27 protein-coding genes are annotated in these 26568 nt (G+C 54.2%); 13 read left to right on the forward strand and 14 right to left on the reverse strand.

The window, feature by feature from the left end:
• Positions 1-299 precede the first annotated feature (299 nt).
• The 3 genes from OSB_RS03130 to OSB_RS03140 form a co-directional block, all read right to left on the reverse strand.
• On the reverse strand, positions 300-1814 hold the full coding sequence (locus OSB_RS03130) for a DUF4153 domain-containing protein (RefSeq protein WP_049833614.1): 1515 nt from the start codon (positions 1812-1814) through the stop codon (positions 300-302).
• A 140-nt stretch (positions 1815-1954) separates the two neighbouring features.
• Positions 1955-3640, reverse strand: coding sequence for a flotillin family protein (locus OSB_RS03135; RefSeq protein ID WP_049833615.1), 1686 nt, complete (start codon positions 3638-3640; stop codon positions 1955-1957).
• A 47-nt stretch (positions 3641-3687) separates the two neighbouring features.
• Positions 3688-4374: a YqiJ family protein gene (locus tag OSB_RS03140; RefSeq protein WP_049833616.1), complete on the reverse strand. Its 687-nt coding sequence runs from the start codon at positions 4372-4374 to the stop codon at positions 3688-3690.
• A 155-nt stretch (positions 4375-4529) separates the two neighbouring features.
• Here OSB_RS03140 and OSB_RS03145 point away from each other — a divergent pair, with 155 nt between their 5' ends.
• The 4 genes from OSB_RS03145 (at position 4530) to OSB_RS03160 (ending at position 7793) form a co-directional block, all read left to right on the forward strand.
• Positions 4530-4976: a helix-turn-helix domain-containing protein gene (locus OSB_RS03145; RefSeq protein WP_049833617.1), complete on the forward strand. Its 447-nt coding sequence runs from the start codon at positions 4530-4532 to the stop codon at positions 4974-4976.
• Between the two features lie 49 nt (positions 4977-5025).
• Positions 5026-5604, forward strand: coding sequence for a GbsR/MarR family transcriptional regulator (locus tag OSB_RS03150; RefSeq protein ID WP_217511909.1), 579 nt, complete (start codon positions 5026-5028; stop codon positions 5602-5604).
• A gap of 74 nt (positions 5605-5678) precedes the next feature.
• Positions 5679-6320, forward strand: a complete 642-nt coding sequence (locus tag OSB_RS03155; protein ID WP_049833618.1) for a DUF4166 domain-containing protein — start codon at positions 5679-5681, stop codon at positions 6318-6320.
• Between the two features lie 3 nt (positions 6321-6323).
• The gene (locus OSB_RS03160) at positions 6324-7793 is read left to right on the forward strand and encodes a TIGR01777 family oxidoreductase (RefSeq protein ID WP_049833619.1); all 1470 of its coding nucleotides are present in this window, start codon (positions 6324-6326) and stop codon (positions 7791-7793) included.
• A gap of 123 nt (positions 7794-7916) precedes the next feature.
• Here OSB_RS03160 and OSB_RS03165 read toward each other — a convergent pair whose 3' ends face one another.
• From OSB_RS03165 to OSB_RS03180, 4 genes are read right to left on the reverse strand one after another with little or no spacing between them, the layout of a single operon-like run.
• The gene (locus tag OSB_RS03165) at positions 7917-8744 is read right to left on the reverse strand and encodes an amidohydrolase family protein (RefSeq protein ID WP_049833620.1); all 828 of its coding nucleotides are present in this window, start codon (positions 8742-8744) and stop codon (positions 7917-7919) included.
• Entirely contained in the window at positions 8741-9172 is a 432-nt protein-coding gene (locus OSB_RS03170) for an RbsD/FucU family protein (RefSeq protein WP_049833621.1), read from the reverse strand. The genes OSB_RS03165 and OSB_RS03170 overlap by 4 nt, the downstream gene beginning before the upstream one ends.
• Positions 9162-10211: an aldo/keto reductase gene (locus OSB_RS03175; protein WP_049833622.1), complete on the reverse strand. Its 1050-nt coding sequence runs from the start codon at positions 10209-10211 to the stop codon at positions 9162-9164. Before OSB_RS03175 ends, OSB_RS03170 begins: the two co-directional genes overlap by 11 nt.
• 10 nt (positions 10212-10221) lie before the next feature.
• The gene (locus OSB_RS03180; protein WP_049833623.1) at positions 10222-10920 is read right to left on the reverse strand and encodes a GntR family transcriptional regulator; all 699 of its coding nucleotides are present in this window, start codon (positions 10918-10920) and stop codon (positions 10222-10224) included.
• Positions 10921-11022: 102 nt separating this feature from the next.
• Between OSB_RS03180 and OSB_RS03185 the strand changes: the two genes are divergently transcribed.
• From OSB_RS03185 to OSB_RS03220, 8 genes are all read left to right on the forward strand, one after another.
• Positions 11023-12546, forward strand: coding sequence for a UxaA family hydrolase (locus OSB_RS03185; RefSeq protein ID WP_049833624.1), 1524 nt, complete (start codon positions 11023-11025; stop codon positions 12544-12546).
• A gap of 14 nt (positions 12547-12560) precedes the next feature.
• Entirely contained in the window at positions 12561-13307 is a 747-nt protein-coding gene (locus tag OSB_RS03190; RefSeq protein WP_049833625.1) for an SDR family oxidoreductase, read from the forward strand.
• A 29-nt stretch (positions 13308-13336) separates the two neighbouring features.
• A complete protein-coding gene (locus OSB_RS03195; RefSeq protein WP_049833626.1) occupies positions 13337-14863 on the forward strand; it encodes a sugar ABC transporter ATP-binding protein in 1527 nt (508 codons plus the stop codon).
• Positions 14860-15867 (forward strand): ABC transporter permease, encoded by a 1008-nt coding sequence (locus tag OSB_RS03200; protein ID WP_049833627.1) that lies wholly within the window; start codon positions 14860-14862, stop codon positions 15865-15867. The genes OSB_RS03195 and OSB_RS03200 overlap by 4 nt, the downstream gene beginning before the upstream one ends.
• A 56-nt stretch (positions 15868-15923) precedes the next feature.
• Positions 15924-16871, forward strand: coding sequence for an ABC transporter substrate-binding protein (locus OSB_RS03205; protein ID WP_049833628.1), 948 nt, complete (start codon positions 15924-15926; stop codon positions 16869-16871).
• A 70-nt stretch (positions 16872-16941) separates the two neighbouring features.
• The gene (locus tag OSB_RS03210) at positions 16942-17799 is read left to right on the forward strand and encodes a fumarylacetoacetate hydrolase family protein (RefSeq protein WP_049833629.1); all 858 of its coding nucleotides are present in this window, start codon (positions 16942-16944) and stop codon (positions 17797-17799) included.
• Between the two features lie 377 nt (positions 17800-18176).
• Positions 18177-19379 carry an MFS transporter gene (locus OSB_RS03215; protein WP_049833630.1) on the forward strand — a complete coding sequence of 401 codons (1203 nt, stop codon included), beginning with the start codon at positions 18177-18179 and terminating at the stop codon, positions 19377-19379.
• A gap of 98 nt (positions 19380-19477) precedes the next feature.
• Positions 19478-19828, forward strand: a complete 351-nt coding sequence (locus OSB_RS03220) for an H-type lectin domain-containing protein (RefSeq protein WP_049833631.1) — start codon at positions 19478-19480, stop codon at positions 19826-19828.
• An 11-nt stretch (positions 19829-19839) separates the two neighbouring features.
• Here the strand turns inward: OSB_RS03220 and OSB_RS03225 are convergent, their stop codons facing one another.
• Positions 19840-20859, reverse strand: a complete 1020-nt coding sequence (locus OSB_RS03225; RefSeq protein WP_049833632.1) for a ribose-phosphate pyrophosphokinase — start codon at positions 20857-20859, stop codon at positions 19840-19842.
• Positions 20860-20956: 97 nt separating this feature from the next.
• On the opposite strand from OSB_RS03225, the gene OSB_RS03230 reads away from it, so the two are divergent.
• Entirely contained in the window at positions 20957-21553 is a 597-nt protein-coding gene (locus OSB_RS03230) for a 2-hydroxychromene-2-carboxylate isomerase (RefSeq protein ID WP_049833633.1), read from the forward strand.
• On the opposite strand, the gene OSB_RS03235 is transcribed toward OSB_RS03230, so the two are convergent.
• From OSB_RS03235 to OSB_RS03260, 6 genes are all read right to left on the reverse strand, one after another.
• The gene (locus OSB_RS03235; RefSeq protein WP_049833634.1) at positions 21550-22590 is read right to left on the reverse strand and encodes a threonine aldolase family protein; all 1041 of its coding nucleotides are present in this window, start codon (positions 22588-22590) and stop codon (positions 21550-21552) included. The genes OSB_RS03230 and OSB_RS03235 overlap by 4 nt on opposite strands.
• Positions 22590-23060, reverse strand: coding sequence for a YcgN family cysteine cluster protein (locus tag OSB_RS03240; protein WP_049833635.1), 471 nt, complete (start codon positions 23058-23060; stop codon positions 22590-22592). Before OSB_RS03240 ends, OSB_RS03235 begins: the two co-directional genes overlap by 1 nt.
• The gene (locus OSB_RS03245) at positions 23053-23985 is read right to left on the reverse strand and encodes a bifunctional riboflavin kinase/FAD synthetase (protein ID WP_049833636.1); all 933 of its coding nucleotides are present in this window, start codon (positions 23983-23985) and stop codon (positions 23053-23055) included. The genes OSB_RS03240 and OSB_RS03245 overlap by 8 nt, the downstream gene beginning before the upstream one ends.
• A 35-nt stretch (positions 23986-24020) precedes the next feature.
• Positions 24021-24464 carry a MaoC family dehydratase gene (locus OSB_RS03250; protein ID WP_049833637.1) on the reverse strand — a complete coding sequence of 148 codons (444 nt, stop codon included), beginning with the start codon at positions 24462-24464 and terminating at the stop codon, positions 24021-24023.
• A gap of 94 nt (positions 24465-24558) precedes the next feature.
• Positions 24559-25431, reverse strand: coding sequence for a TIGR01459 family HAD-type hydrolase (locus tag OSB_RS03255; protein WP_049833638.1), 873 nt, complete (start codon positions 25429-25431; stop codon positions 24559-24561).
• 138 nt (positions 25432-25569) lie between these two features.
• The gene (locus OSB_RS03260) at positions 25570-26487 is read right to left on the reverse strand and encodes a manganese-dependent inorganic pyrophosphatase (protein WP_049833639.1); all 918 of its coding nucleotides are present in this window, start codon (positions 26485-26487) and stop codon (positions 25570-25572) included.
• Positions 26488-26568: the final 81 nt, after the last annotated feature.

The raw sequence follows: 26568 nt of genomic DNA on the forward strand, positions 1-26568 counted from the left end.
ATAGAATTGAAGAATGGCGTCCCAAATCGGGGCGCCATTTTTCGTTTAAGGGTGGTGGATACTGGGACAGCTAAGTGGGACTTAGTTAGCCTTTCGCTGCGGCCGCGCCAATGTTCGCTACTGGCAGTAAGCTCAGAACGGGTGAAAATTGGTGGGTATCAAAGCCATCGAAAACAACGACAAAAGTAAAGACACCCCTGGTGCGGGAATTGGCTTTGACCCGCCGTACGCAGTGCGATGATCCGCTTTCCGATATTTTGAAGTTCTCCGCCGCGAGGAAGCCGATCACCAACCCCGATTCAATTGGGCGGAGCGGGAAGCTGTGACCGAATGCTCCGAAAGCCGGTCTCGCGCCAGTTGTACGGACCGTCACCCGCGACAAAGCACCGATGAAAACCCGCGGGTGCCACGATTGCTGAATTTGCAGCCAGCCCATGAATTACGGCCTTTTGCGCCGTTGGCCCAAGCTGGCAAAGGTACGACCAATCCACAGACGCAGTGTCAGTTGCCTGCGTTATCGTGGACCTAGCGATAAAACCTGCGAAGTTGAAAAATGCACTAAGGTAGAGCGTTCCAAAACCTATCGCTGCCAGTCGCGCAATCAACAAATATGAGGACCTTTCGCGCAGCACATGCCACAGCACGAGGACCAACCCAAGACCGACAAGCCCGATCCAAATGAGCGCATAGGTCCGCAGATAAGTGAGTCCGTATTCACCAATATAAAGATTGAGGCGCAGGACGGCACTGAACGACAGCAGGGTGTTTTGTCCAATCCATAGAACAAGCAACGGTTTCAGAACCGCGTGTTCTTTAAGGTACGGGCGGGCGGCTATCGCAAATATTCCGGCCAACATCGCAGTGATCATCAAGGAATAGGCACCGCGATGGGCATAAGTCGCGTACGTCATTCCGTCGGGCAAAGCGGCATTCCCGAGCAAGATTGAAAAGTCGAGCATACTCTGCACGCCGAGAATGACATTAAAGACGATCAGCGACCGTAGGACGGACCCACCGTTTACACCAAATTTCCTGTCTAAGCGCGGCAACGACATGGAAATTGTGTCTTGAGGTTTGGGCGGATTCAAAAGGGGCCAGATCAGGAGGCTGATGCCACCCCAAAACATGATCCGCGGAGCCGTTTTCACAATGTTCAAATCGATTTGGAAGACCCTCAATACGACACTTTCCAAGACAGGGTTTGCAGACATCAAAAGCGCACCAAGGATCAATGACCCGCCAACTGGAAGGGACCACTTGAACCAAAAGGTTTTTGAACGCAGGTGATCAAATACGGTCGGCGGGGTAGACTGATCGCGCACCTTACCAAGAGCAGCGGCGCAGGCAGTCAGCCCTCCAAATGGGAGGCATGCTGCCAGCTTCGCGGCGGCCGAAATAATCCAAGTAAATCTGCCGTCTTTTGGGGCACGTATCCATACCAATGCTCCCAGCGTGCCCAGCACCAAGATAACGACAGATAACGTCTGAACATGCTCAAAGATTGGAAGCGTCGCGAAACCCATCAGCAGCGCAGGCTTGATCACACCAGTCTGGGGTTTTCGATGCAGGGCGGCCACCGCGAAAATTGCCAATGCAAAAAGCCCTAGTGTGATCCCAAGTCGATATCCCCAAAACAAGAAGTCCGCCAAAAGTACTAAAAATGATAGGCCCACGACCCCTGCGTTAGGGAACGTCCCATCGCGTGGGGTATCTGACTTTGATTGTTGATTTGATGGATCTTTGTTGCCGTCTAATTGGTTAGACGGCGTCGTGCCCTTAGGTGGCGAAACCATTGTGGCAAAATTTTTGAACATTCCTATCTCCCCTTTTGATTTGGGGGGAGGTGTATGACGGCACCTTGCAGATGCGCAGGAGGAGATGTGCAGAGGACGGTGAATCAAAAGGACCACCCAAACGGTTTGGGTGGTCCTTTTAGTCTTACTAACAGCCGATCTTAGGATGCAATGTCCTCAGCAGGAGCCGCTGGCTTTGCAGTAGTCTTGGGCGCGTCAGGCTCGGTAACCTCCAGCATATCGTTGGCTACACCCGCGACGCCGTTTTCAAGGCTGATGCCCAGTTCTTTACCAAGAGCCTGCATCGCAGGCATTTGCAGCGCCATGCCTAGAACCGAGTCCAGTGCTTGATTGACTGGCGTACCTGTCGCACCTGAACCGTCGCTACCCCCATCGCCGATGCCACGACCCATACCAGTTACCTGATGGATTTTGATCGAGTCGATCTTCTCGGCTGGTTTCACCATTTCAGCAATGATCTTTGGCATAGCCTCAAGGCTCGCGAGGCGAACTTTCATCGCAACGATCTCGGCACTCAGTTCGTTTTCAGAGTTCGCGATCGCGGTTTGGCCTTCGGCTGTCGCCAGCAGGTCGGTCTTCTTGGCTTCGGCACGGACGGTCATCGCGTTCGCATCCGCCTGCGCTTCTTCCAGCTTGGCCGCGGCGCGGTCACTTGCCGCGTCTTTCTCGGCTTCAGCCGCAAGACGCACACCAGTTGCCATACGTTCCGCTTCTTTCTGGGCCTCGATCAATGCGATCTGCTTTTGACGCTCTGCTTCGGCCACGGCGCGGGCAGTTTCAATCGCCTCAGATGCTTTCTTGGCTTCTGCGCGGGCGTTGTCCGCTGATGCACGGGCCTGGCTTTCTTCCTCGGACTTGCGCGCAACAATGATCTGACGTTCTTGATCAGCCACTTCAAGTTCACGCTCTTTGGCGATCTCCGCTTCGCGAATGGTGCGTTCGCGCTCAATCTCGGACGCGCGGACCGCACGTTCGCGTTCAATGCGGGCCTGTTCCTTGGCCTGATCTGAAGCTTCTTGATTGCGCGCAATCTCAGCCTCTTGGCTGGCCTGCAAAGTCTGAATTTCACGAACCTGAGAGATCGAAGCCTCTTCTTGTTCACGGTCGATCTCATAGCGCTTTTTAACAGCTTCCATTTCCGACTGGGCAACGGCGACATCAGCCTCTGCGGTAATCTCAGCACGTTCCTTGCGGGACGTGGCGATGACAGCTGCCAACTTTTGCATACCGACCGCGTTAAATGCGTTGTTCTCGTCAAGCTGCTCGAACGGTGTCTGGTCGAGGGCCGTGAGGGACACGGCTTCAAGCTCAAGTCCGTTTTTCAAAAGGTCCTCTGAGATAGCGTTCTGTACCTCTTGCACAAAACTCGCGCGGTTTTCATGAAGCTCGTCCATTGTCATTTGGGCAGCTACGGCACGCAAACCATCAATCAGCTTACCCTCAATCATCTCGCGCAATTGCTCGACGTGGAATGTGCGGTCACCCAAAGTCTGTGCCGCGCGGGAAATCCCGTCCTCGGTGGCATTGACCGAGACGTAAAATTCGACGCCAACATCAACACGCATTCGATCCTTGGTGATCAACGATTGCTCGTTCACCCGTGACACCTCAAGGCGAAGTGTCTTCATGTTAACCTTTGCGATTTCATGGAGGAACGGCACAACAATTGTACCCCCGTCCATGATGACCTTTTTCCCGCCGGACCCTGTTTTCACTAGGCTGGTTTCACGCGTGGCGCGTTTGTACAGGCGGGCCATGATGAGGCCGATGAAAATAAGCAGGCCAATGATCGCACCGGCAATGATAAGAATTTCAGTAAATTCCATTATGATCTCCTAATTAAGGTTTGAATTATGCTTGCGGGCCATCCCGCTTAGATGACAAAAAACTTGTCACCGCGTTTTCGGATCAAGGTGACATCGCTGCCTTCGGGAAAGACACCGTCGTCGTCCAATGGTTCCACCCGCAGGTAGTGGATGTTGCCGTGGCGGTCCTTGATCTTAACTTCGGCGGGCTTGCCACGCATGGCAGTGCCTTGGGTAATGGTCCCGCGTGAGCCGCCGAGAAACCGCGTGCGCATCGCACTGGTTTCGGTCTTTGGCATGATAAGGGCGACCCAATTTGCGATGATCCGGGTGACGGTGATTGCAGGGACCAGCGCGACCGCGACAGCCAGCCAAGTGAATAGCGGGATGCCAATCGTGCGGGTTGCGATAGATTGCACAACCAGACCTGACAAGCCGAACAATGTCAGGAAGGATACAAGCCAGATCAGAAACGGAACATCGCGCGCGCCCAACCAGCCCAAAAGACCCGCAGGCGTTGTCGGCGTATCACCAATATCTGCGACCACGTCCATATCCAGATCGGGTGCATCAATATCAATGTCGGCGGACAGATCAAAATCGGCGTCGATGTCGAGATCCGGCCCTTCACCGCCCAAACCCAAAACGGTCGCGCCCAGTAACGAGCCAATTATCTCAAGAATAAATAGGCCAACCACGACTGCGAGCGCAATTGAGAACGGAAGCGCTTCGGGCGCTAAAAACACATTGATCATCTTTTCTCCTTCACCCTTTATATAGGTGTCCTTCACGTAAATGTTAGGTATATATATGCAAAAAGTTAAAAAATCAGTCAAATAAATTGCAACTATGTCCGAATTTAACTAAAGGATAGGGTGAGAAAGTGTCGAAAAAGTGCTAAGGATGCGATATGCCTGACTTTTTACAGCGTCGACGATTGGCCCGAATTTTAGATCGCAGTGCCGACAGGCTCTCCGATGTTCAAAAACCTGAAAAAGGGTGGATAGCGACGATGCGGCTTGCTCTTGGCATGTCTGCTGAACAAGTGGCCAAGCGCAAGGGCGTGAGCCGGAATGCGGTCTATCAAGCTGAGCGCAGTGAGTTGGATGGGGCGGTCTCTCTCAAGCAAATGGAAAAAACCGCGCGGGCAATGGGCGGACGGTTTGTCTATGCGTTTGTCCCCGACGCCCCAATCGAACAGCTGAAATACCAGCAAGCCTTGCACCGTGCCCACACAATGGCCGGGCAACACCCTGAATTTGCAAGCTGGCCCGCCGGCGAGCAACAAGACTGGATCGACGACACAGCCGCGCAGCAACTTCACGATATGCCCTCCGATTTCTGGGACACCGAGTAACAGGCCAATTGTCGGCAGGGCTGACAAATTCGTTGACTCCAAATCCTAGATGTCGTTTATTTCTGTTATGACAGAAATTGCAGATATATCCGATTCTTCCGCAAAAGCGCAGTTCGTTTTGTACTGGGGCGACATGGGAAGCCAGTGGGGCGTCAATCGTTCCGTCGCGCAGATTCATGCCTTGCTGTATCTAAGTATTAAGCCCGTCAACGCCGAAGAAATCTCAGACCAACTTGGTATTGCGCGTTCGAATGTTTCTAATTCCCTCAAGGAACTGGTCGGGTGGAAACTGATCCGCCGCGTCCCAATTCAAGGCGATCGCCGCGAACATTTCGTGGCCGAGGTTGATGTTTGGGAAATGGCGATGCGTATCGCGCAGGGACGCAAGGAACGCGAAATCGATCCCGCGATGTCCGCCATCGATAGTTGTGTGCAGCAAGCCAACAAAGAGCCAGATCTTCATCCCGTTGTGCTGGAACGCATGCATGAAATGCAGGACTTTTTGGCGACCGCAGACAGGTGGTCCACTCAAATGTTGAACGTGCCCAAGTCCAAGTTGAACACGCTGATGAAGATGGGCGACAAGGTTTTTTCCCTACTCAAACTGACGGGGAAAAAGTCTGAATAACGGGGCACTCATTTTTTTCACGATACTATTTCTGTCTATGCAGAAACTAAAGACAAAGCAGAACGAGAAGACCCATGAAACTCAATCACATCTCAATCAGCCACGCTCCAGATGACCGGTTCTCCCGACTGGTCGGAGCGAAGAAATGGCAGACCCTCCCGCAGGCTGTTCGAAAGCGGTTTGGCAAACGCCTTAAGGGTGGCGTCAGCGTCGCATATCAAGGCAAAGTCACATCAATGCGGATGAACCTCGCGGGCCGTATCATAGCACATGCGGCCCGCATCATCGGCGCGCCGTTGCCTTATGATATGTCCTGCGTCGACCAACCCGCTGTCGTGACCGTGACCGAAGACATCGCGGGCAGCGGCCAGTTCTGGATCCGGCAATACGGGCGCAAGGCGGGCTTTCCACAGGTCGTTCACAGCTCCAAGCGCTTTGCAGGCCCAACTGGTCTTGAAGAATACATCGGATACGGCATCGGCATGGCATTGAATGTCTGCGTGCAGGGACAGGATCTACTGTTCAAAAGCGACCACTACTTTGTCCAAGTTTTCGGACGGCGCGTCCGTCTTCCGCGCGTCCTCAACCCTGGCGCATTGGTCATCGGCCATCATGACATGGGCGACGGACAGTTCCGGTTCTCTCTCGATTTGAAGCACCGGTTGCTAGGTCAAATGATTTACCAAGATGCTCTCTTTAATGATGCAAAGGAATAGACAATGGACAACCCAATTCTTTGGAGCCTGATTTCAGTACAGGTTTTTATGGGCGCATTTGATACGCTTGTGCATCACGAAGGCACTGAACGTCTGGCATGGCGCGCATCCCAAAAGCACGAACTGCGGCTTCACGGTGTGCGCAACTTCTTTTACGCCGTAATCTTCATGTGCTTTGCGTGGCTGGAACCCCATGGGATCTACACCATCATTCTGGCGACCATACTCGCCGTCGAAGTACTGATTACCCTCTGGGATTTCGTTGAAGAAGACCTAACCCGCAAACTCCCCGCTACCGAACGGATCAACCACACATTGTTGGCGCTGAACTACGGCGCAATCTTGGCCTTGGCAGCACCTTATCTTTGGCAATGGGCCTTCATGCCAAACGCTTTGATCCCGATCAGCTACGGTTGGTGGAGCGTTATGGCCACCGTGTCTGCCCTTGGTGTCGGCATATTCAGCGCACGTGATCTTTTAGCGGCAGAACGCAGTGATCGTCTGGATCGAGGGGACCCTGCGGTGTTGGTAGACGGCTTAAAACCGCGCCAATCCATTCTGGTAACAGGTGGCACCGGATTCATCGGAACGCGCTTGGTGCAAAGTTTGGTGGCGGCACGCCATCACGTCACCGTTTTGACCCGTGATCCAAGTAAGGCCGATCAATTGGCCCATCCCGTCCGTGTTATCTCGAGCTTGGACATGATCAACGATCAAGATCGTTTTGATGCCATCGTGAACCTTGCCGGTGATGCCGTTGCAGGCGGTCTATGGACCAAAAAGAAGCGCGCAAAGATCATTGCGTCACGCGTGGATATGACCCGCGCGATCCAAGCTTTGATAGGAAGGCTCGCCCACAAACCAGAATGTTTGGTAAATGGTTCGGCGGTGGGCTGGTACGGCCTACAAGACGACGGTGACGACACAGAATTGACAGAAGATGCAGCTGCAAATCCAGCCTTTATCCATGATGTCTGCGATGCGTGGGAACAAGAAACCATCCCGATCGATGCACAAGGTGTACGCGTAGTGATCCTGCGGATCGGCCTTGTTCTTGGGGTCGATGGCGGGATGTTGGCAAAGTTGCTGACCCCGTTCGAATTTGGCGGCGGCGGTATTATGGGGCATGGTCGACAGTGGATGCCTTGGATCGAACATGACGACTTAATCCGCGTGATCGCGTTCGCAATTTCTACACCGGCTCTCTCTGGCCCCGTGAACGCAGTGGCCCCTAATCCTGTACGAAACAACGCTTTTTCGAGTGACTTGGCTTCTGCATTGCATCGCCCCCTTTTGCTGCGCTTTCCACACTGGTTGCTTGCTGGTGTTCTTGGCGACATGGGCCGCGAAACCATGCTGGGCGGGCAACGCGTTGTCCCGTTCCGCCTTCTGAAGGACGGGTTCAGCTTTCGTTATGACACTCTCGCGGCGACCCTCCGCAGCATTACTGGGGCAAAGGGCAATGCACCATGATGCCCCAAACGAAAGGATCTATTGCGACCGATCGTTGCGCTACGCCTCCACGCAAAGATTGCGGGACAAAGCTCCATATTTATGAGGCTACTCCGATGATTTACGGCGCTGGCAATCGCGGGACTATCTCGATGGAATTTTGTACACCTCAACCGCGTTGGAGCCGAAAATTGCTTCTCTTTCTCGTTCGTTGGGAATGAAAGAACTCGCCAAATCTATCCAAGTCCCGTAGCCGCCTGCGATCGTCAGAACCGGCCAATCGCTTCCCCAGACCAATCTTTGATATCCAAACGAATTGAGTAAGTGCTCGACATAGGGGGCAACGTCTGACGGCGTCCAATTGTCTCCAGCTTCGGTCAAAAGGCCAGACAGCTTGCAATACGCACTGGTTTCGTTTGCGAGGCACGCGACGTCATTTGCCCAACCTTCGAATGCTCCATTTGCGATTTCAGGCTTGGCCCCATGATCGATCACGGTGCGTAGTTTCGGGTGGCGGGACAACAGCTGGCGAAGGCGTGAAAGATGTCTGGGCAGCACTAATGCATCAAAGGTCAGGTTGGCCTTTATCATGGCCTCGAACGCTGGGGTAAGGTCATCGCGCAGCATCCAGTCATCATCAGCAATGTCTTGGATCATCGGACGTAGCCCGATCAGTTTGGGATTCTGTGCAAGCCGCGCAATGTCATCGGCGGCAGAGGGGGCTTCAAAGTCGACCCATCCGACAACGCCCAAGACGAAAGGCGTTTGATCCGCAATATCGAGCATGAATTCCGTTTCGGCCACTGTTGGCGCCGCCTGAACCAAAATCGTGCCGTCGATGCCGCGTTGCGACAGGTACGGTGCCAAATCGTCGGGCATGAAATCACGGTAGAGCACCTTTAGATCGGGCGTTAGCCACGCGTAGTCACCACGCGCGAGCTGCCAAAAGTGCTGGTGTGCATCTATTTTCATACGCCGATTACACCCTTTTTGAGGATGATATTGCCGTAAAGCCGCGTCTCGCCCGTTTGAACGATAGCAAATGCAGATTTAGCGCGGTCATAAAAGGCGAAGCGTTCCAACTTACCCATGGCCGCCGGATTGTCTGCCGTTGTTGTCGTGATGTCTTGAAACTGCGCCACGATTGGAGGCACCGCATTTGGGTCATCAACAACTTCCATAACCACTGCTGGGTTCGGTACAAACTGATCCAATGGAAGCACAGTGAGAACGGCTTGCAAAACGTCCGTTGCAGTTACCCCATCAAGACGGTGACAACGTGCACCTAACGCAGTGGCAGGAAAGTTCGCGTCTGCGATGACCAGCTCATCTCCGTGACCCATTGCACGCAAGGTCCACAACAGATCGGGCGAAAGAATTGAAGGTATGTTACGAAGCATCAAGGCTCTCCTGTGGGGTAACCGCCTCTTGCCGGATCAATCCTTGGGACTTCAGGTCAGACCACAGGGCATCAGGGATTGGTGTTTCGAATATCTCGACGTTCTGGCGGACTTCATCCGGACTTGATGCGCCGGGAATGACTGATTTCACGGCCGGGTGCCCTAATGGGAACTGCAAGGCGGCGGCAATTAGCGGCGTGTCATGGGCAACGCAAACGTCGTTCAAGGCGCGGACGCGTTGCAGTATTTCCTCAGGTGCTGGCGCGTAATCATACCGCGCACCTTCAATCGCCCCCGTCGCAAGGATACCCGAGTTATATGGCCCGCCCAGAATGATCCCGACGTCGCGCTCAATACACAGGGGCAGGAACGTATCGAGCGGGTCTTGTTCCAGCAATGTGTACCGTCCAGCCAGCAGAAAGCCGTCAAAGTCCGCCTCGCTCAGCAGCCGTGCGCAAATTTGCCACGTGTTTACACCCGCACCGATGGCGGAAATCTTATCGGCCTCGCGCAGTTCTGAAAGGGCGCGATATCCGCCTTCGCTAAACAATTGGCGCAGGTTGTTGTCTTCGAAAGCCTGCCCGTGTGTGCCAGCATCAATGTCATGCAAGAACAGCATATCGATCCTGTCGGTCTTCAGTCGGGCAATACTGTCGTCATAGCTGCGCATGATCCCGTCGTATGTGAAATCAAAGACGATGCGTTTTTGTGGCACATCCACGAAGGCTTCGGGCGTAACGTCTTCGGGTTCGCAGTCTTCCAAAATCCGCCCAACCTTTGTCGACAAGCTCACTTGGTCAGGGTCAAACCGAGCGAGAGCTTCAGCAACCCGCATTTCAGATCGCCCCAACCCATATTGTGGCGCGGTATCGAAATACCGGATCCCTGCGTCCCATGCGGCATCTAACGTCGCCTGCGCATCCGAATCTTCAATCTTGCGGTACAAATTTCCAAGCGGCGCGCCGCCAAACCCCAGCTGCGATAGTTCGATCGGAGATCGGGTACGGTTGTTTAGCACGTTGGTTTTCGTCAGCTTCATCGAAGGCCTTTTAGGTTGATCGGAAGTATTCAGGGTGTTGGCGTTCCAACGGTTCAAGACGGGTTATTAACTGACGAAGATGGAGCGACATCGCAGCACGTGCTGCATTTGCATCGCGTGCTTTGATTCCGGCCAAAATGCTTTGATGTTCGGCGACTGCCTCAGCAGGGCGGCCCCGTTCCGGCAAGATCAGCATCCGCGCGCGGTGCAGTTGTAGGGATAATTGTCCAGCGGTTATGGCAACGCGGGGAAAACCGGTGAACGCTAAGATCAACTCATGAAATTCGAGATCCGCCTCAAAGAAGCCCTGAAAATCTTCGTCTTCCACCAATAGGTTCTGCATTTTTAGATTGCGTGACAAGATGGTCAGTTGCTCGTCGGTGCGCTCTTGGGCGACTTTGGCAACAGCGGCCGTTTCGACGGCTTCTCGCAGGAAACTTTCTTCTCGCAGCTCAAACATTGAGAACTGTGAAACTCGAGTTGCGGATTGTGGGATGATATCGACCAAACCGTCCGACGAAAGCCTGTTCAAGGCTTCGGTTACAGGAGAGCGGGAGACGCCTAACTGTTCGCATAGCGCACCTTTGCGCAGCACGAATCCTGGCTCGTACGCCAGTGTAAGGATCTTGTTTCGCAAGGCCGTATAGACTCGCTGCCCCAAGGGGCCATCCAGATTGTTAATATCAAGTGTTAACGTTTCAGTCGTCATAGTAGGTGTCCTTCAACTGACATGTTAGTTGACAGGTGGTGCAAGTCAAGCTAGCACTTAACCTACAAAAACCAAAGCCCCTAAGCCAGAGGTACCCCGTCAATGACCCAAGATTTCCGCCTGCTGACCCTGAATACGCAAGACAATATCGCGGTCGCGCTTGCGGATATTTCAGCGGGTGAAACTGACGAATCGACTGGCGTTAAAATTCTTGAGTCGGTCACGCAAGGACACAAGATTGCCATTGCAGAGATCAGCGCAGGCCAGAATGTAATTCGTTACGGGCAGACCATTGGGCAGGCCACTGCAGACATCGCAGTGGGCGAACATGTGCACGTCCAAAACCTCGGCATGGGAGAGCACACACAGAATTATGCGCACGCAAGTGAAGCAAAGCCGCTCGAAGTCGCTTCTGAAGAGCGCACGTTCAACGGCTTTCACCGCGCGGACGGCAGAGTCGGCACGCGTAACTATTTGGGTATTTTGACATCGGTAAATTGCTCCGGCTCCGTTGCGAAATTCATTGCTGAAGCTGCGGAAAAATCCGGTCTTCTGGATGACTTTCCAAATATCGACGGGATCGTTCCGATTGCTCACGGAACAGGCTGTGGGATGTCCGGCAATAACGAAGGGTACGATACGTTGTTTCGGACGCTGTCTGGATATGCGCAGCACCCCAACTTTGGCGGCATTCTTTTGATCGGTCTTGGGTGTGAAGTCATGCAGATTTCCGACCTCGTTGGTGGCCGTGAAATTCGCGCCGATGGTGCGTTGCGATACATGACGATCCAGCAGACGGGCGGGACACGAAAGACCATCGAGAAAGGCCTAGATGAGCTGCGCAGTATGGCCGCATTGGCCAACACGGCCACACGTCAGCCGGCACCCATTTCCCACTTGATGGTAGGGATGCAATGCGGGGGCTCCGATGGCTATTCCGGTATTACGGCCAACCCAGCGTTGGGCGTCGCGTCCGATTTGTTGGTACGTCACGGCGGCACAACGATCCTGTCGGAAACATCTGAAATTTACGGCGCGGAACATCTGTTGACCCGCCGCGCAGCGAACGTTGAGGTTGGTGAAAAACTGATCGAACGTGTGCGCTGGTGGGAAGACTACACCGCCCGCAACAAGGGCGAGATGGACAACAATCCAAGCCCTGGTAACAAGCGCGGCGGCCTGACCACAATCCTTGAGAAGTCTCTCGGTGCGGTCGCCAAAAGCGGCAGCGCGCCCCTGACAGACGTGTATCTGTTTGGTGAAAAGATCGAAAAGAAGGGCTTTGTCTTTATGGACAGCCCGGGCTTCGACCCTTGCTCAGTAACGGGCCAAATCGCGTCGGGCGCTAATCTGATTGTGTTCACTACGGGCCGCGGATCTGTGTCGGGCTACATGCCAACGCCTTGCATCAAAGTCGCGACCAATTCCGAAATGTACGCCCGCATGTCCGAAGACATGGACATCAACTGTGGCGACATCGTCAGCGAAGGCGTCAGCCTGCAGGACAAGGGCGAAGAGATCTACGAGATGTTCATCAGCATCGCGTCCGGAGAGCAAACCAAAAGCGAAGACCTTGGCTTTGGTGGGGTGGAATTCGTGCCGTGGCAGATCGGTGCGGTGATGTGAAAATGGGGACCGACATGACACTACAAAACAAAACAATTCTGATAACTGCCGCCGCCCAAGGTATCGGCGAAGCCAGCGCTCGCGCCTGTGCGGCGGCGGGTGCTAAGGTGTATGCGACGGACATTAACGCGGAGCTTTTGGCAAAGCTCGACGACGTTGATGGAATAGAGACCCGCGTGTTGGACGTGACAGATACAGAAGCGGTTAACGCACTGGCCGCTGAACTGCCTGACCTTGATGGTTTGTTTAACTGTGCGGGTGTAGTCCATCACGGCACGGTTCTTGAACTGGACGACGCCGCATGGGACTTCTCCGTCAACCTCAACATCACCTCAATGGTGCGCATGTGTCGCGCCTTTGTGCCCGGCCTTTTGCGCCGTGCTGAAAGCCAAGGCGCCGCATCGATCCTGAACATGTCCTCGATGGCGTCTTCGGAAAAAGGTTTCATCAATCGCACGGCATACGGCGCGACTAAGGCTGCCGTCGTCGGATTGACCAAAGGTATCGCAGCTGACTTTGTCGCCCAGAACCTGCGCTGCAATTGCATTGGCCCTGGCACTGTCGACACGCCTGCCCTGCAAGGCCGCATCGCTGAGGCGCCCGATCCGGTTCAGGCAGAAAAAGACTTTATCGCGCGCCAACCCATGGGCCGCTTGTCGACCGTGGATGATCTGACGCCGACCATCGTTCATCTCTTGTCTGATGGCAGCAGCTTCATGACCGGCCAGATGGTCTTGGTTGATGGCGGCTGCACCATTTAGGGCGACACTGGCTTGGGAGGGCTGTGACCATGACAAATCTTGTCGAAATGAGGGGGATCGAAAAACGCTTTCCGGGCGTGCACGCGTTAAAGGCCGTGCAGTTTGATCTACGCCCGGGTGAGGTTCATGCCCTTATGGGTGAGAATGGTGCGGGCAAATCGACCCTGATGAAAATCATGTCCGGGATCTACGCCCGTGACGAAGGCGAGATGTTCGTGGACGGCAACCCTGTAACGCCTGATGGCCCCCGAGCAGCGCAGGACCTCGGCATTGGCATCATTCACCAAGAACTCAGCCTGATGAATGATCTGACCGCAGCACAAAACGTGTTGATCGGGCGCGAACCCCGCCGTCGTTTCGGGCGGTTGGACGAAGCTGCGCTGAATGCCAAAACTGCCGAGATATTCGCATCGCTGAACCTTAAGATGGACCCCCGCACGCAAGTCAGCACTCAGACCATCGCACGCCAGCAATTGATCGAGATCGCCAAGGCGCTGTCTTACAGCCCGCGCGTTCTAATCATGGATGAACCCACAGCTGCCCTTAACGACGCTGAAATCAACGAGCTGTTTAAGGTGATCGACAAGCTGAAAGCGGACGGCGTTGGCATTGTCTACATCAGCCACCGCATGGACGAGATCAAACGCATCGCAGATCGCGTCACGATCCTACGCGATGGTGCCTATATCGACACGGTTGAGGCTGCAGATACGCCCCTATCTACTATCATCCAACTCATGGTGGGTCGCGAGGTCACGCAAAACGCACCGGACATTCCAGACACGTCGGTAAGCCCTGTGGCCCTCGAGGTTCGTAACCTGTCGCGTGGCAAAGAAGTGCGCGATGTCAGCTTCGATGTTCGCAAAGGTGAGATCCTGGGGTTTGCAGGCCTCATGGGCGCTGGTCGTACAGAGGTGGCGAGGATCATCTTCGGGGCCGACCCGCGTGATCGCGGGGAGATTTTCGTGGATGGGCAATCCGTGGACATCCGTACCCCTAATACTGCTGTGCAGGCAGGAATCGGGTATCTGTCCGAAGATCGCAAACATTTTGGCTTGGCTGTAGACATGACCGTGCGTGCCAACATCGCGATGGCCGATCTGGGCCGGTTCGCAGGAAAAACGGGCGTTCTGAACGAAACTGCAATGGAACGCGTCGCCAAGGAATACATTGATCGTCTGGGCATCCGTACACCTTCCGACACCCAAGAGGTGCGGTTCCTGTCGGGGGGCAATCAGCAGAAGGTTGTCATCGCCAAGTGGCTTTTGCGTGATTGCGATGTCTTGATCTTTGACGAACCAACACGCGGCATCGACATTGGCGCGAAATCTGAAATCTATTCTTTGCTCGAAGACCTCGCAGCACAAGGGCGTGCGATCATCGTGATTTCGTCGGAATTGCCTGAGGTCATGCGCCTGTCACACCGCATCGCGGTTATGTGCGAAGGCCGCTTAACCGGCATTTTACCGGGCGGAGCTGAAACCACTCAAGAACAAATCATGGAATTGGCCACCCAGCGCGACCCCGCGTTGGCTGGTGCAGAGGAAACACTATGACCGCTATGACAACAGACGCCCCCAAGTCGACGCTTGCAAAGATCATTGCAGCTGGAACGCACCAACGAGTGCTGGCATTCGCCAGTTTGGTCATTTTGCTGATCGGCTTTTCAATTGCTTCGCCGAACTTCATGCAGACATCCAACATGATCGCAATTTTGCAGGCGACGTCGGTGAACGGCGTGCTGGCGATTGCTGTGACGTTGGTGATCATCACAGGCGGCATTGATCTGTCGGTTGGCACGATGATGACGTTTTGTGCTGTGATAACCGGCGTGGTGTTGACCTATGCAGGCATGCCCCTGTTTCTGGGCGTAATAGCCGCAGTCCTAACCGGTGCTCTTTGCGGGGCTTTGTCAGGAACGTTTGTGGCGAAAATGGCGATCCCGCCTTTCATTGCAACATTGGGCATGATGCTGATCCTCAAGGGGCTTAGCCTTGTGATCTCAGGCACTCGCCCGATCTACTTCAACGACACACCTGGCTTTAGTGAAATATCTCGTGGGTCACTGATTGGCGAAGTCATACCGTCCCTGCCTATCCCGAATGGCGTGTTGATCCTGTTCATCGTTGCCGCTGTAACCGCCTACATCCTGAACCGCACCGTGCTGGGCCGCTACTGCTTTGCGCTTGGGTCCAACGAGGAATCCGTACGCTTGTCAGGTGTAAACACCGACCGTTGGAAGATCGTAATCTACGCTGTTGCGGGTTCCATCGTTGGCATCGCGGGCCTGTTGATCGCATCACGTCTGAACTCTGCGCAACCAGCCCTTGGCCTTGGTTACGAACTCGAAGCGATTGCTGCCGTGGTTATCGGTGGCACGTCCTTGTCAGGTGGTCGCGGATCAATTCTCGGCTCCCTTATCGGGGCCCTAATTATGGCTGTTCTCACCAACGGGCTGCGCGTGCTGTCCGTGGCACAAGAATGGCAAACAGTCGTCACTGGCGCGATCATCATTCTGGCAGTCTACGCCGACATGATGCGCCGCAAGAAGACAAACTAACCAACCAAAAACCCGGGAGGAGAACCGGGGTAAACGACAACTTAGGAGGAATTATCATGTTGTCACGTCGTACCCTTATTGGCGCGCTTAGCGTTGCTGCAACACTTACAATGGCACCCGCTGCATATGCGCAGGATGAAATCTACATCCCGCTCGTATCTAAAGGCTTCCAGCACCAGTTCTGGCAGGCCGTCAAAGCAGGCGCCGATCAAGCTGCTGAAGAATTGGGAGTCCGCATCACGTTTGAAGGCCCAGACAATGAAACTATGGTTGACCGTCAGATCGACATGCTTGCCGCAGCGCTAGCAAACAACCCTGGTGCTATCGGCTTTGCTGCACTCGACAGCCAAGCAGCGATCCCGCTTCTTCGTCAAGCATCCGAGGCTGGCATTCCAGTCATCGCGTTTGACAGTGGCGTCGACAGCGACATTCCAGTGTCCACAGCCACGACTGACAACGTCGCAGCCGCCGCATTGGCCGCTGACAAGATGGCAGAATTCCTTGGCGGTGAAGGAACTGTTGCAGTCGTTGCACACGACCAGACAAGCCGCACAGGTATCGACCGTCGTGATGGCTTCCTAAACCAGATGGAATCCGAATACCCAGACATCGAAGTGGTGACTGTACAGTACGGCGCGGGCGATCAGCTTCAGTCTACTGAAGTGGCCAAAGCAATCCTGACTGCAAACCCTGACTTGGGCGGCATGTTCGGCACAAACGAGGGTTCTGCCATCGGTATCGTGAACGCGGTGCGTGAAATGGGCTCCGAAGGTGTGACCATCATCGGTTACGATTCCGGTAAGGCACAGACAGACGCTATCCGTGATGGTCTGATGGCTGGCGCGATCACCCAGAACCCTGTTGGCATCGGCTATGAAACTGTAAAAGCTGCCGTGGCTGCGATGAATGGCGAAGAGCTGCCAGAAATCATCGACACAGGTTTCTACTACTACGACCAATCCAACATCGACGATGCTGAAATTCAGGCCGTATTGTACGATTGATCTACGACACGTCGCAGCCCTGCCTCCCGGGGCTGCGATACCCCCTTAATATCTAACGTCCGAGGACCACATGAAACTATTGCGCTACGGCCCCGCAGGCCAAGAAAAACCCGGTTGTCTTGATGCAGAAGGTCGCGTTCGCGATCTTTCGGCCCATGTGGACGATATCGCAGGCGCGGCCCTGCTTCCTGAAACAATCGCACGACTGAAGTCCTTGGATGTAACCACACTGACCATCGTCGACGGAACACCGCAGGCCGATCTGCGCCTTGGCCCGTGCGTTGGTCAAACGGGCAAGTTCGTCTGCATCGGCTTGAACTATGCGGACCACGCCGCTGAAAGCGGAATGGACGTGCCGCCAGAACCCGTGATCTTTAACAAGTGGACGTCTGCCATTGTTGGCCCCGACGACGAAGTTATCATCCCGCGTGGTTCTCAGAAAACCGATTGGGAAGTCGAACTTGGCGTCGTGATCGGCAAAGGTGGCGCTTACATTGATGAGGCCAATGCGATGGATCACGTCGCAGGTTTCTGTGTCGTCAACGACGTTTCCGAGCGTGAATACCAAATCGAACGTGCGGGGACTTGGGATAAGGGCAAAGGTTGCGATACTTTTGGACCAACGGGTCCTTGGCTGGTCACCCCTGATGAAGTTGGCGATTACGACAATCTTTCGATGTGGCTGGAAGTTGATGGTAAGCGCCACCAGAACGGGTCAACCGCGACAATGGTCTACAAGGTGCCGCATCTGATTTCCTATTGTTCCCAGTTCATGAGCCTTCAACCAGGTGATGTGATCTCAACGGGCACACCTCCTGGTGTTGGGATGGGCTTAAAGCCGCCAACGTATTTATCAGGGGGTGAAACGATGCGCCTTGGTATCGAAAAACTAGGCATTCAGACCCAGATGGTCCGGAACGCAACTTAGTGTGACCAGTTGAATACTGCGGGCGGATCGCAAAGGTATGGTCCGCCCGCGGGTAAGCAGCCTTGCGCTGGTATTGCCAAATTGTATTAGCGGAAAGGTTAACGCATCCTAACCGCGCGGTGGGTTAATCACGGCATTTCCATACAGCAGCTATACAGTTTCTATACGCATTCTATATGGAATCTAGATGCGTAGAATCCCGTAAAATAAGGTCATTAACGTCCGATTCGCATAGACTAATTGAAATCGAAGCCCCTTTGTTAACACTTTGGGCCAAAATCTCGTCGTGGCATATCGCGTGCTTGCTGACCGCAAAGTGCGACATGCTCCCTCAATTTGCACTTGCCAGGTCTCGCCAAAAGGCGTCACTTCGCATCATGCAAAACCGCGCCTACATCTTCATCCTCATAACGCTGATGATCGACGCCATCGGCATCGGTCTGGTATTTCCGATCATGCCGGACTTGATGGATCGGGTCGGGGCAGGAAGCACGGGCGAGGGTGCGCTTTGGGGGGGTATTTTGATGGCATCCTATGCGGGTGCGCTGTTCATTTTCGCACCCATTATCGGCAGTTTTTCAGATGCTTACGGGCGCAAACCTGTGCTGATCGCAGCGCTTTTAGTGCTGGCGGTGGATTACGTCATCATGGCGTTGGCAAGTGTGTTTTGGGTCCTTCTTATCGGGCGTATCCTCGCAGGGATTGCAGGGGCGACCTATACGACCGCGACGGCCTATATCGCCGACATTTCAAGCCCCAAAGAACGCGCAGCACGGTTTGGGATGATCGGGGCGGCCTTCGGGATCGGATTTGTCCTTGGGCCGGCCATTGGCGGCATCGCGGCTGGCTGGCACATCACAGCCCCGTTCTGGATTGCGGCCGTACTATCGGCAGGCAACGTGGCGTTCGGTTTGTTTGTCCTTCCCGAAAGCCTCGCACCCGAAAAACGCCGCGCGTTTGGTGTTAGAAACTTGAACCCGTTCGGCGCAATCTTTCAGGCGTTCAAAATCCCAAACCTAGCGATCCCATTGATCTGCCTGTTTATTTTTGAGCTCGCCAATATGGTCTACCCAACCCTTTGGGCGTTCTTCACGCGTGAATTATTCGACTGGTCGACACTACTGATCGGCATTTCCCTTGCCGGATACGGGATACTTCTGGCGGGCGTGCAGGGCGGTTTGATGCCAGTGATGATCAACCGATTGGGCGAGTTCCGCACGCTTCAACTCGGGATGATCGCCGCCCTTATTGGCTTCGTCGGTTTTGGCGTGATCTCAACCGTCATGGGCCTTGTCATCGTTCTAATATTTGCAGCGTTCTCAGACCTTTCACCGCCGATGATGACGGCGATGGCGTCCAATATCGCGCGGGAGGACCAGCAGGGGCTTGTGCAAGGCGTGATTGCATCCATGGCCTCAATTGCGGCGTTTTTGGCCCCATTGGGATCTACCTGGGTATTTGAAGCCTATGTGGACAACAATGGAATCTACCTGCCTGGAGCACCGTTTCTAATGGGCGGAATCCTTATTTTATTGATGTACCCGTTGATCATGCGGCTGCGCAGTCACGCCCAATCATGATCCAATCACGAAAATGAATCTTTGGCTTAAATCTGCCGTCTTTTACATCTAGGGTTGTCGTTGGATGGATAATGGCTCTTGAGGGCCGACGGTAAGACATGAAACGACTAAGAAATCACCTTATCGGGGTGGATCACGGTGACGTGGTCCTGTTCTCGGATTTTGAGCATGACGGCGTCATGTGGACGGGCGAAGGCGCCCGCCAAACCCGTGCGCATGTGGAATTTCCCGAAAGTTTCCGCGCGCCGCCCGCTGTGCAAGTGAACCTATCCATGTGGGACATGGCCAGCGATACCAACGCCCGAGCTGACGTCCAATCCGAAGACATCACCAACGAAGGTTTTGCCATCGTGTTTCGCACATGGGGCGACACCAAAATCGCCCGCGTACGCGTCGCGTGGCAGGCGATTGGTGAGTTACGTCAAGCGGACGAATGGGATGTTTACTAAGCGGCGCTTAGTTAGCTACCCGTGTACATGTTCTCGTAAATCGGCTGCAGTGTCTTGTGATCAAACAAGGATGATACGGATGTACCGTTCCATGTGTTCAAGATCGCTTGGGCAAACATCGGTGCGGTCGGCACGATGCGGATTTGTTCGCATGCTTTGACAGCATCAGTCGGCTCAATCGTGTCGGTGATAACCAGATGCTTCATCACGGAATTGCCGATCCGTTCAATCGCAGGGCCGGACAGCACGCCGTGTGTGATGTAGGAATGCACTTCCTTCGCGCCGTGTTCCATCAACACTTCAGCCGCTTTGCAAAGCGTACCCGCCGTATCAACGATGTCGTCTACGATCAGACAGACGCGGTCTTTCACGTCCCCGATAACAGTCATCTCTGCAACTTCACCCGGCTTGCCGCGACGTTTGTCGACGATGGACAATGGCGCACCAATGCGCTGCGCAAGGTCACGTGCACGGGCCACACCACCAACATCAGGTGAAACAACCATGACTTCTTCCATCTGACCTTTGAAATGGTGCATCGCGTCCAGCGCGAACACAGGCGACGCATATAGGTTGTCGACTGGAATATCGAAAAAGCCCTGAATTTGTGTCGCGTGCAGATCAAGTGTCAGGATACGTTCGATGCCGGCTTCGACCAGCATGTTCGCAACCAACTTGGCAGTGATCGGCGTGCGTGCCTTTGAACGGCGATCTTGGCGGGCGTAGCCAAAGTAAGGGATCACCGCAGTGATGCGGTCAGCGGACGAGCGACGCAATGCATCTGAAATGATCAGAAGTTCCATCAGGTTATCGTTGGCAGGGTTCGATGTCGGCTGGATGATGAACATATCCTCGCCGCGTACGTTCTCATAGACCTCGACGAAAATCTCACCATCGTTGAACCGTTCTACCCGCGCATCCACAAGGCCGACGTTAATACCGCGATGCATGGACATGCGTTTGGCGACGGCTTCGGCCAATGGCATATTGGCGTTTCCGGAGATGAGTTTTGGTTCAATGAGGTTTGGCATGTGGCAGGGTCCCGATATGTCAGATTCGCAGCGTTGACACGGGGTAGCACGTCCGTAGGGTCGCACCAACAAAGCAGCGCGATTTTAGGAGCACCAAATGCCGAATATTGACTATTACTTTGCGACCATCTCTCCGTTCACCTATTTGGCAGGGCCGGAGTTCGAACAGATCGTGCAGAAACACGGTGCGACCGTCACTTACAAGCCACTCGACATCATGGCGTTGTTTGCTGCCACGGGCGGTGTCCCACCCGGTCAGCGCCACATCAACCGTCAGGAATATCGCCTGCAAGACATGCGCCGTCGTGCTATTGTCGCTGGGTTACCGCTCAGCGAAAAGCCGGCCTTCTTCCCAACAAACATGGCACCGTCATCCTATGCGATCATCGCCGCGCAAAACGCCGGTGGCAATGTCGGGGCATTGGTGAATGCACTGACGCGCAGTGTTTGGGCTGACGACAAAAACATCGCCGAAGACGACGTGATCCGCGACTGTTTGAAAGAAACTGGGTTTGATCCGGCGCTGGCTGATAGCGGCCTTTTAGAAGGTGCAGAAACCTATGCGCGCAACCTAGAAGAAGCGGTTTCCAAAGGCGTCTTTGGCGCGCCATTCTTTATCTCTGACAAAGATGAACGCTTCTGGGGCCAAGACCGCCTAGACGATCTCGATCGCCACCTATCCGGCGAGTTTTAAGCTTTTAGGGCGGCGAGGAATTCATCCACGCCGTCCGAGCCAACTGACCAATCACAAACAAGGCGGCCTGTAACAAGGTCGTCGTCGCCACCTTCAAGTGACCCCATTACATAGTATTCAGCACCTGCTGCTTGCAGCTTTTTGTGCACGCCACGCGGTGCATCAAAGAACATCAAATTGGCTTCGGGTTCATAGGGAAACGTCACTGCATTTGATCCGAGCAAACCTTCGGCCAACCGCTGACCCGCGGCGTTGGCACTGGTCGCCAGTTCAAGCCACAAATCGTCCGTCAGGTATGCTTCCATCTGCGCACTTAAGTAGCGGTGCTTAGACGACAAATGCGCCCCACGTTTGCGGCGCAGTTCAAATTCCCATGCGTGTTTGGGGTCAAAGAAGATTACCGCTTCAACACCCATCAACCCGTTTTTGGTGCCGCCAAAACAGACGCAATCAATGCCTGCTTTCCATGTCATTTCCGCAGGTGTGCAGCCCAAGCTTACAATCGCATTGGCGAAACGCGCACCATCAAGGTGTGTTGTAAGACCGAACTCTTTGGCGACAGCGGTTAGCGCCTTTAGTTCGCCTTGCGTATAAACGGTCCCTTTTTCGGTGACTTGCGTGATGGATACTGGGCCACGTTGCGGCCCGTGAACGCCGCGGGTTTCTTCATCCTCGATGGCCGCCCGCAATGTCGTAGGGGTCATCTTGGCGTTTTCATCGCCCACCAATGTCAGTTTTGCACCGCTATAAAATTCAGGCGCGTTACATTCATCTTCGTTGATGTGGGACAGCTTAGTGCAGAAAATCGTCTGCCAAGGTTCGGCTAACGTCGCCAACGCAATCGAGTTCGCAGCCGTGCCAGTTGATACCAAATAGACAGCCGCTTCAGGGGCTTCAAACAACTCGCGGATCATGTCGCGCACGCGGTCCATTTCGGCGTCCGCGCCATAGCCAAAACGGTAACCTTCGTTGGCGCGCATCAGGGCCTCCATCACTTTTGGATGGGCTGGACCAGAATTGTCAGAGGCGAAAAACATTAGAGTGGCTCCTCAATGATATGATCTTCCCAGTCGTCTTCAGGGGTATTGGCCTCAGATATGGTTAGGCCCTGAACCGATACGCCCGCATCATGCACAGATTGCGCATTTCCTGACACAAGCGGATGCCAATGGAAAAGGTTTTTCCCCTCAAAGACAAGACGGTAGGCGCACGTTTGCGGCAGCCAGTACATATTGTCCTCAATCGTCTTTGGGGTCAGCACGATGCACTCTGGCACATACTGGTGGCGCTTAGGGTAAAGCGAACAGTGGCAGCTGCTATCATCAAGCAGTTTGCATGCCACACGTGTCATAACGACTTCGCCGCTGCCCTCATCTTCTAGCTTGTTTAGACAGCACTTACCGCAGCCGTCACACAGGGCTTCCCATTCGGTTTTGGTCAGTTTTGATAGGGGGATGTTTGACCAAAATTCTGGCCGGATATCGCTGCGATCTATGGGATCAGACATCGTTCAGGATCTCGCGCGCACGTACGCAATCCGCGTCGATTTGGGCGATTAACGCGTCGAGGCCATCAAATTTTTCTTCGCCCCGCAAATAATCAACCAGCGCGATGCTAAGGCGTGCACCGTAAAGGTCGCCTGAAAAATCAAAGAGATATGTTTCGCAATTTGGTACGTCGCCGTCAAACATCGGGCGAATACCGATTGAGGCTGCGCCATCGTAGGTGCCTTTATGCGGCCCCTCAAGAACGTCGACTTTCACCGCGTATACGCCGAACTTTGGCGGATGCAGTCCTTCGATAGACATGTTGGCGGTAGGATACCCAAGATCACGACCGCGTTGTTCACCCGAGATGACAGGGCCGTCGATGCGATGCCAATGGCCCAACATTTCTGCTGCGATACGGGGTGTTCCATCCGTAAGGGATTGGCGGATCGCTGTTGAGGACACATCACCAGAGGTCGTAGCAAGAAGAGGGGCGATCGTAACGCCAAAACCCATCTCCAGACCAAAGGCTTTCAGGTCTTGCGCCGTTCCCGCACGACCTTGGCCGAAGCAAAAGTCTTCGCCGACCACAACATGGGTTAAACCTAGGTGATCTTTGATAATTGTTTGCGCAAATTCTTCAGGCGTAAGGGCGGCAAGGGCTTCATTGAATGGCACTTGATACAGACGCTCAACGTCCAGTTTTTCAAGGCGACTGGCCTTGGATGCCGCATTCATGAGGCGAAAGGGTGGGGCGTTTGGCGCGAAGTATTCGCGGGGATGCGGCTCAAACGTGAGGATACCCAAGGGCGCGCCGTTTGCGACGCTGCGCGTCAGGTCGATCACCGCTTGATGGCCAAGGTGGACACCGTCAAAATTACCGATGGCCGCAGCTGCGCCGCGATCTTCAGGAGCAATAAAAAATGGGTCACGAATAATGCGCATGGGGTTGGGTAACGCGCCCTTGCGCGAGGTTCAAGTCAGTCGAATTTGCGCGAGGGTGCGAGAACGATTGCTTCGCCCTTAAGGACCTTTTTGCCATCGATTTCGCAATGGGTATCCATGGTGACACGGCGCTTGCCGATGTCCATGTCGGTAACTGTTACAATGGCATCCACCATGTCGCCCGGACGCACAGGGGCCAGGAATTTAAGGGACTGACCTAGGTAGACCGTGCCGTGGCCCGGCAGCTGTTCACCAATAACCGCCGAAATCAGGCCCGCCGTCAGCATACCATGGGCGATGCGGCCTTCAAAGATCGTCTCGTTTGCATAATCATCATCGAGATGGACAGGGTTATGATCTGTCGAAATCTCGGCAAACAATTCGATGTCGCGATCGGTAATTATCTTGCGCAATGAGCGCGACATACCGATTTCGATGTCTTCAATACAAACGGTTCCGCGGTGGTCATTGTCGAGCATATTATCATCCATCGAGTAACAAAAATTCTTCTATACCATGATAGTTGAAATATTATTACTTTGCAGGCGCAGCATTTGTCAAGGCATTCTTAACCTATCGAAGAAATCCAATCGCGTGCGTTGGTGTGATCTTTTCTCTTTGAATATAGGTATTTAGCGCTGTTTGATCGGGTTGTTGATCGGTCTTTGTTTCTGCCGCCGCAAGACCGCCGGTGATAAAGAGGCTGTCGATGTCTTCTTGTTGGGCGCCGAGAATGTCGGTGCGAATCCCGTCTCCGATGGCGATGATACGCGGATCTGTTAACGATCCTTCCAATGCCGCGTACCGGCGGCGGGCGAGATCGTAGATGGGTGGATGCGGTTTGCCGAAGTAAAGGCTTTCACCACCCATTTCGGTATACAATGCGGCCAGCGCACCGGCGCACCATTCACGGGTCTCGCCACGATCAACGATGATATCAGGGTTCGCACAAAGCAGCTTTAGGCCCTTGGATTTCGCATAAAGAAAGTCAGCGCGGTTCACATCGACATCCGCCTGGGTGTCGAACGGGCCGCAACAGACGATTCCGTCGGCCTGATCAAGCGGAACCTTTTGAATATCAACGGGATTCTTGATGATGCTGAGGGGTTTGAAGAAGTCGTCATCACGCGGGGTTTCGCCCATGAAGTAGACTTTTTCGCCAACAATTCCGCGAAACATCGCCGCGCGTGCAGAGTCGCCTGACGTTGCAATCGTGTCCCAGCATTGCGCCATGCCCATATCCAAAAGCTGCTGCGCAACGCTATCCCACGGGCGCGGGGAATTCGTTACCAACACGACCTTACCGCCGCGTTCGCGGTAAGAAGCCATCGCAGAAACCGCGTCCTGAAACGGGGTAATTCCGTTATGCATACAGCCCCAAAGATCGACGAAAGCCACGTCATACTGATCGGAAATTTCGGCGAAGGTGTTAACGATATGGGACATGGATTTACCTTTTGTTAGCGGGCACAAGCCGTGCACACTGCGTACACAAGCTGTACACAACCTGTACATACCGCAGGTGCAGAAAAAAAGGGCGCCGAACCGAATGGTCAACGCCCCTTTTTAAGAAAGTGTTTAGGTTTAGACCTTCAGGGAAGGAATGATCTGCTTTTTGCGGCTCATAACGCCGGGCAAAACAACGTTGTCGCCAGACACCGTCACGTCGAAAGACTTTTCAGCCACGGACTTAACCATTTCGTTTGGCACCAGAAGCGTGGCTTCTTCATTCAAGATGTCCACGACGAACAACAACACTTGGTCAACGCCGTCCTCAGTTGCCACGTCGGTCATGGAGTTCATGATGGATGCTTTGCGGTCCAGCACGATGGCAGGCGCTGTGGTTTCCAGAACCGAGACGCGGAATTTTGTGCCGTCGACAGTGAATTCCTTTGAGTCCATGCGTAGAAGTTCGACGTCAGAGAACGCGGAAACGTCAGATTTCGCAGCGAACATTTCTGTCGCGTAATCAGTTACGTTCAGGTTCAGCTGGCCAGCCAGCGCAATCGCGAGGTCTTTGTCAGTGTCTGTTGTTGTTGGGGAGCGGAACTCCAGTGTGTCAGACAGGATGCAGCTGAGCATCAGGCCCTTAACGTTGTCAGGCATGTGCGCTGCGTGTTCACCCATCAACGCGTGCATGATGGTCGCGGTGCAGGCCAGCGGGCGCACTGTGATGTCGATTGGGCCTTTTGTTTCCAAACCGCCGACCAGTTTATGGTGGTCGATGATCGCGGTGATGTTCGCGCCGTTGATGTTGGCTGGCAGCTCAGCTGGGTTGTTAGTGTCAACGATGACGCAGTCCTGATCGTCAGCAACATCGTCGATGATGTCAGGCCGCGCGAAGCCCCATTTTTCAGCAACAAACGCCGCTTCGGTGTTCGGTGTGCCAAGCAAAACGGCTTTTGCAGGTGTGCCTGTGTGGTTCAGGAACCAGTCCCAGATAAGCGCGGAGCCGAGGGAATCTGTGTCGGGGGCCTTGTGGCCGAAAACGAGAGTGGTCATGGAGTGATACACCTTTCAAAGCGTCGATTTGGCCGCGTTATAGGCGGGGTATTTCGCGTTGTCACCCACCGCAAACGCAAC

The sequence above is a fragment of the Octadecabacter temperatus genome (genome assembly GCF_001187845.1).
In the GTDB taxonomy this organism is placed as follows: Bacteria; Pseudomonadota; Alphaproteobacteria; order Rhodobacterales; family Rhodobacteraceae; genus Octadecabacter; species Octadecabacter temperatus.

Excerpts from the sequence above, each read along its gene's own strand:
- OSB_RS03130 (WP_049833614.1), bottom strand. The coding sequence starts at position 1,814 with ATGTTCAAAAATTTTGCCACAATGGTTTCGCCACCTAAGGGCACGACG.
- OSB_RS03135 (WP_049833615.1), bottom strand. The coding sequence starts at position 3,640 with ATGGAATTTACTGAAATTCTTATCATTGCCGGTGCGATCATTGGCCTG.
- OSB_RS03140 (WP_049833616.1), bottom strand. The coding sequence starts at position 4,374 with ATGATCAATGTGTTTTTAGCGCCCGAAGCGCTTCCGTTCTCAATTGCG.
- OSB_RS03145 (WP_049833617.1), top strand. The coding sequence starts at position 4,530 with ATGCCTGACTTTTTACAGCGTCGACGATTGGCCCGAATTTTAGATCGC.
- OSB_RS03150 (WP_217511909.1), top strand. The coding sequence starts at position 5,026 with ATGTCGTTTATTTCTGTTATGACAGAAATTGCAGATATATCCGATTCT.
- OSB_RS03155 (WP_049833618.1), top strand. The coding sequence starts at position 5,679 with ATGAAACTCAATCACATCTCAATCAGCCACGCTCCAGATGACCGGTTC.
- OSB_RS03160 (WP_049833619.1), top strand. The coding sequence starts at position 6,324 with ATGGACAACCCAATTCTTTGGAGCCTGATTTCAGTACAGGTTTTTATG.
- OSB_RS03165 (WP_049833620.1), bottom strand. The coding sequence starts at position 8,744 with ATGAAAATAGATGCACACCAGCACTTTTGGCAGCTCGCGCGTGGTGAC.
- OSB_RS03170 (WP_049833621.1), bottom strand. The coding sequence starts at position 9,172 with ATGCTTCGTAACATACCTTCAATTCTTTCGCCCGATCTGTTGTGGACC.
- OSB_RS03175 (WP_049833622.1), bottom strand. The coding sequence starts at position 10,211 with ATGAAGCTGACGAAAACCAACGTGCTAAACAACCGTACCCGATCTCCG.
- OSB_RS03180 (WP_049833623.1), bottom strand. The coding sequence starts at position 10,920 with ATGACGACTGAAACGTTAACACTTGATATTAACAATCTGGATGGCCCC.
- OSB_RS03185 (WP_049833624.1), top strand. The coding sequence starts at position 11,023 with ATGACCCAAGATTTCCGCCTGCTGACCCTGAATACGCAAGACAATATC.
- OSB_RS03190 (WP_049833625.1), top strand. The coding sequence starts at position 12,561 with ATGACACTACAAAACAAAACAATTCTGATAACTGCCGCCGCCCAAGGT.
- OSB_RS03195 (WP_049833626.1), top strand. The coding sequence starts at position 13,337 with ATGACAAATCTTGTCGAAATGAGGGGGATCGAAAAACGCTTTCCGGGC.
- OSB_RS03200 (WP_049833627.1), top strand. The coding sequence starts at position 14,860 with ATGACCGCTATGACAACAGACGCCCCCAAGTCGACGCTTGCAAAGATC.
- OSB_RS03205 (WP_049833628.1), top strand. The coding sequence starts at position 15,924 with ATGTTGTCACGTCGTACCCTTATTGGCGCGCTTAGCGTTGCTGCAACA.
- OSB_RS03210 (WP_049833629.1), top strand. The coding sequence starts at position 16,942 with ATGAAACTATTGCGCTACGGCCCCGCAGGCCAAGAAAAACCCGGTTGT.
- OSB_RS03215 (WP_049833630.1), top strand. The coding sequence starts at position 18,177 with ATGCAAAACCGCGCCTACATCTTCATCCTCATAACGCTGATGATCGAC.
- OSB_RS03220 (WP_049833631.1), top strand. The coding sequence starts at position 19,478 with ATGAAACGACTAAGAAATCACCTTATCGGGGTGGATCACGGTGACGTG.
- OSB_RS03225 (WP_049833632.1), bottom strand. The coding sequence starts at position 20,859 with ATGCCAAACCTCATTGAACCAAAACTCATCTCCGGAAACGCCAATATG.
- OSB_RS03230 (WP_049833633.1), top strand. The coding sequence starts at position 20,957 with ATGCCGAATATTGACTATTACTTTGCGACCATCTCTCCGTTCACCTAT.
- OSB_RS03235 (WP_049833634.1), bottom strand. The coding sequence starts at position 22,590 with ATGTTTTTCGCCTCTGACAATTCTGGTCCAGCCCATCCAAAAGTGATG.
- OSB_RS03240 (WP_049833635.1), bottom strand. The coding sequence starts at position 23,060 with ATGTCTGATCCCATAGATCGCAGCGATATCCGGCCAGAATTTTGGTCA.
- OSB_RS03245 (WP_049833636.1), bottom strand. The coding sequence starts at position 23,985 with ATGCGCATTATTCGTGACCCATTTTTTATTGCTCCTGAAGATCGCGGC.
- OSB_RS03250 (WP_049833637.1), bottom strand. The coding sequence starts at position 24,464 with ATGCTCGACAATGACCACCGCGGAACCGTTTGTATTGAAGACATCGAA.
- OSB_RS03255 (WP_049833638.1), bottom strand. The coding sequence starts at position 25,431 with ATGTCCCATATCGTTAACACCTTCGCCGAAATTTCCGATCAGTATGAC.
- OSB_RS03260 (WP_049833639.1), bottom strand. The coding sequence starts at position 26,487 with ATGACCACTCTCGTTTTCGGCCACAAGGCCCCCGACACAGATTCCCTC.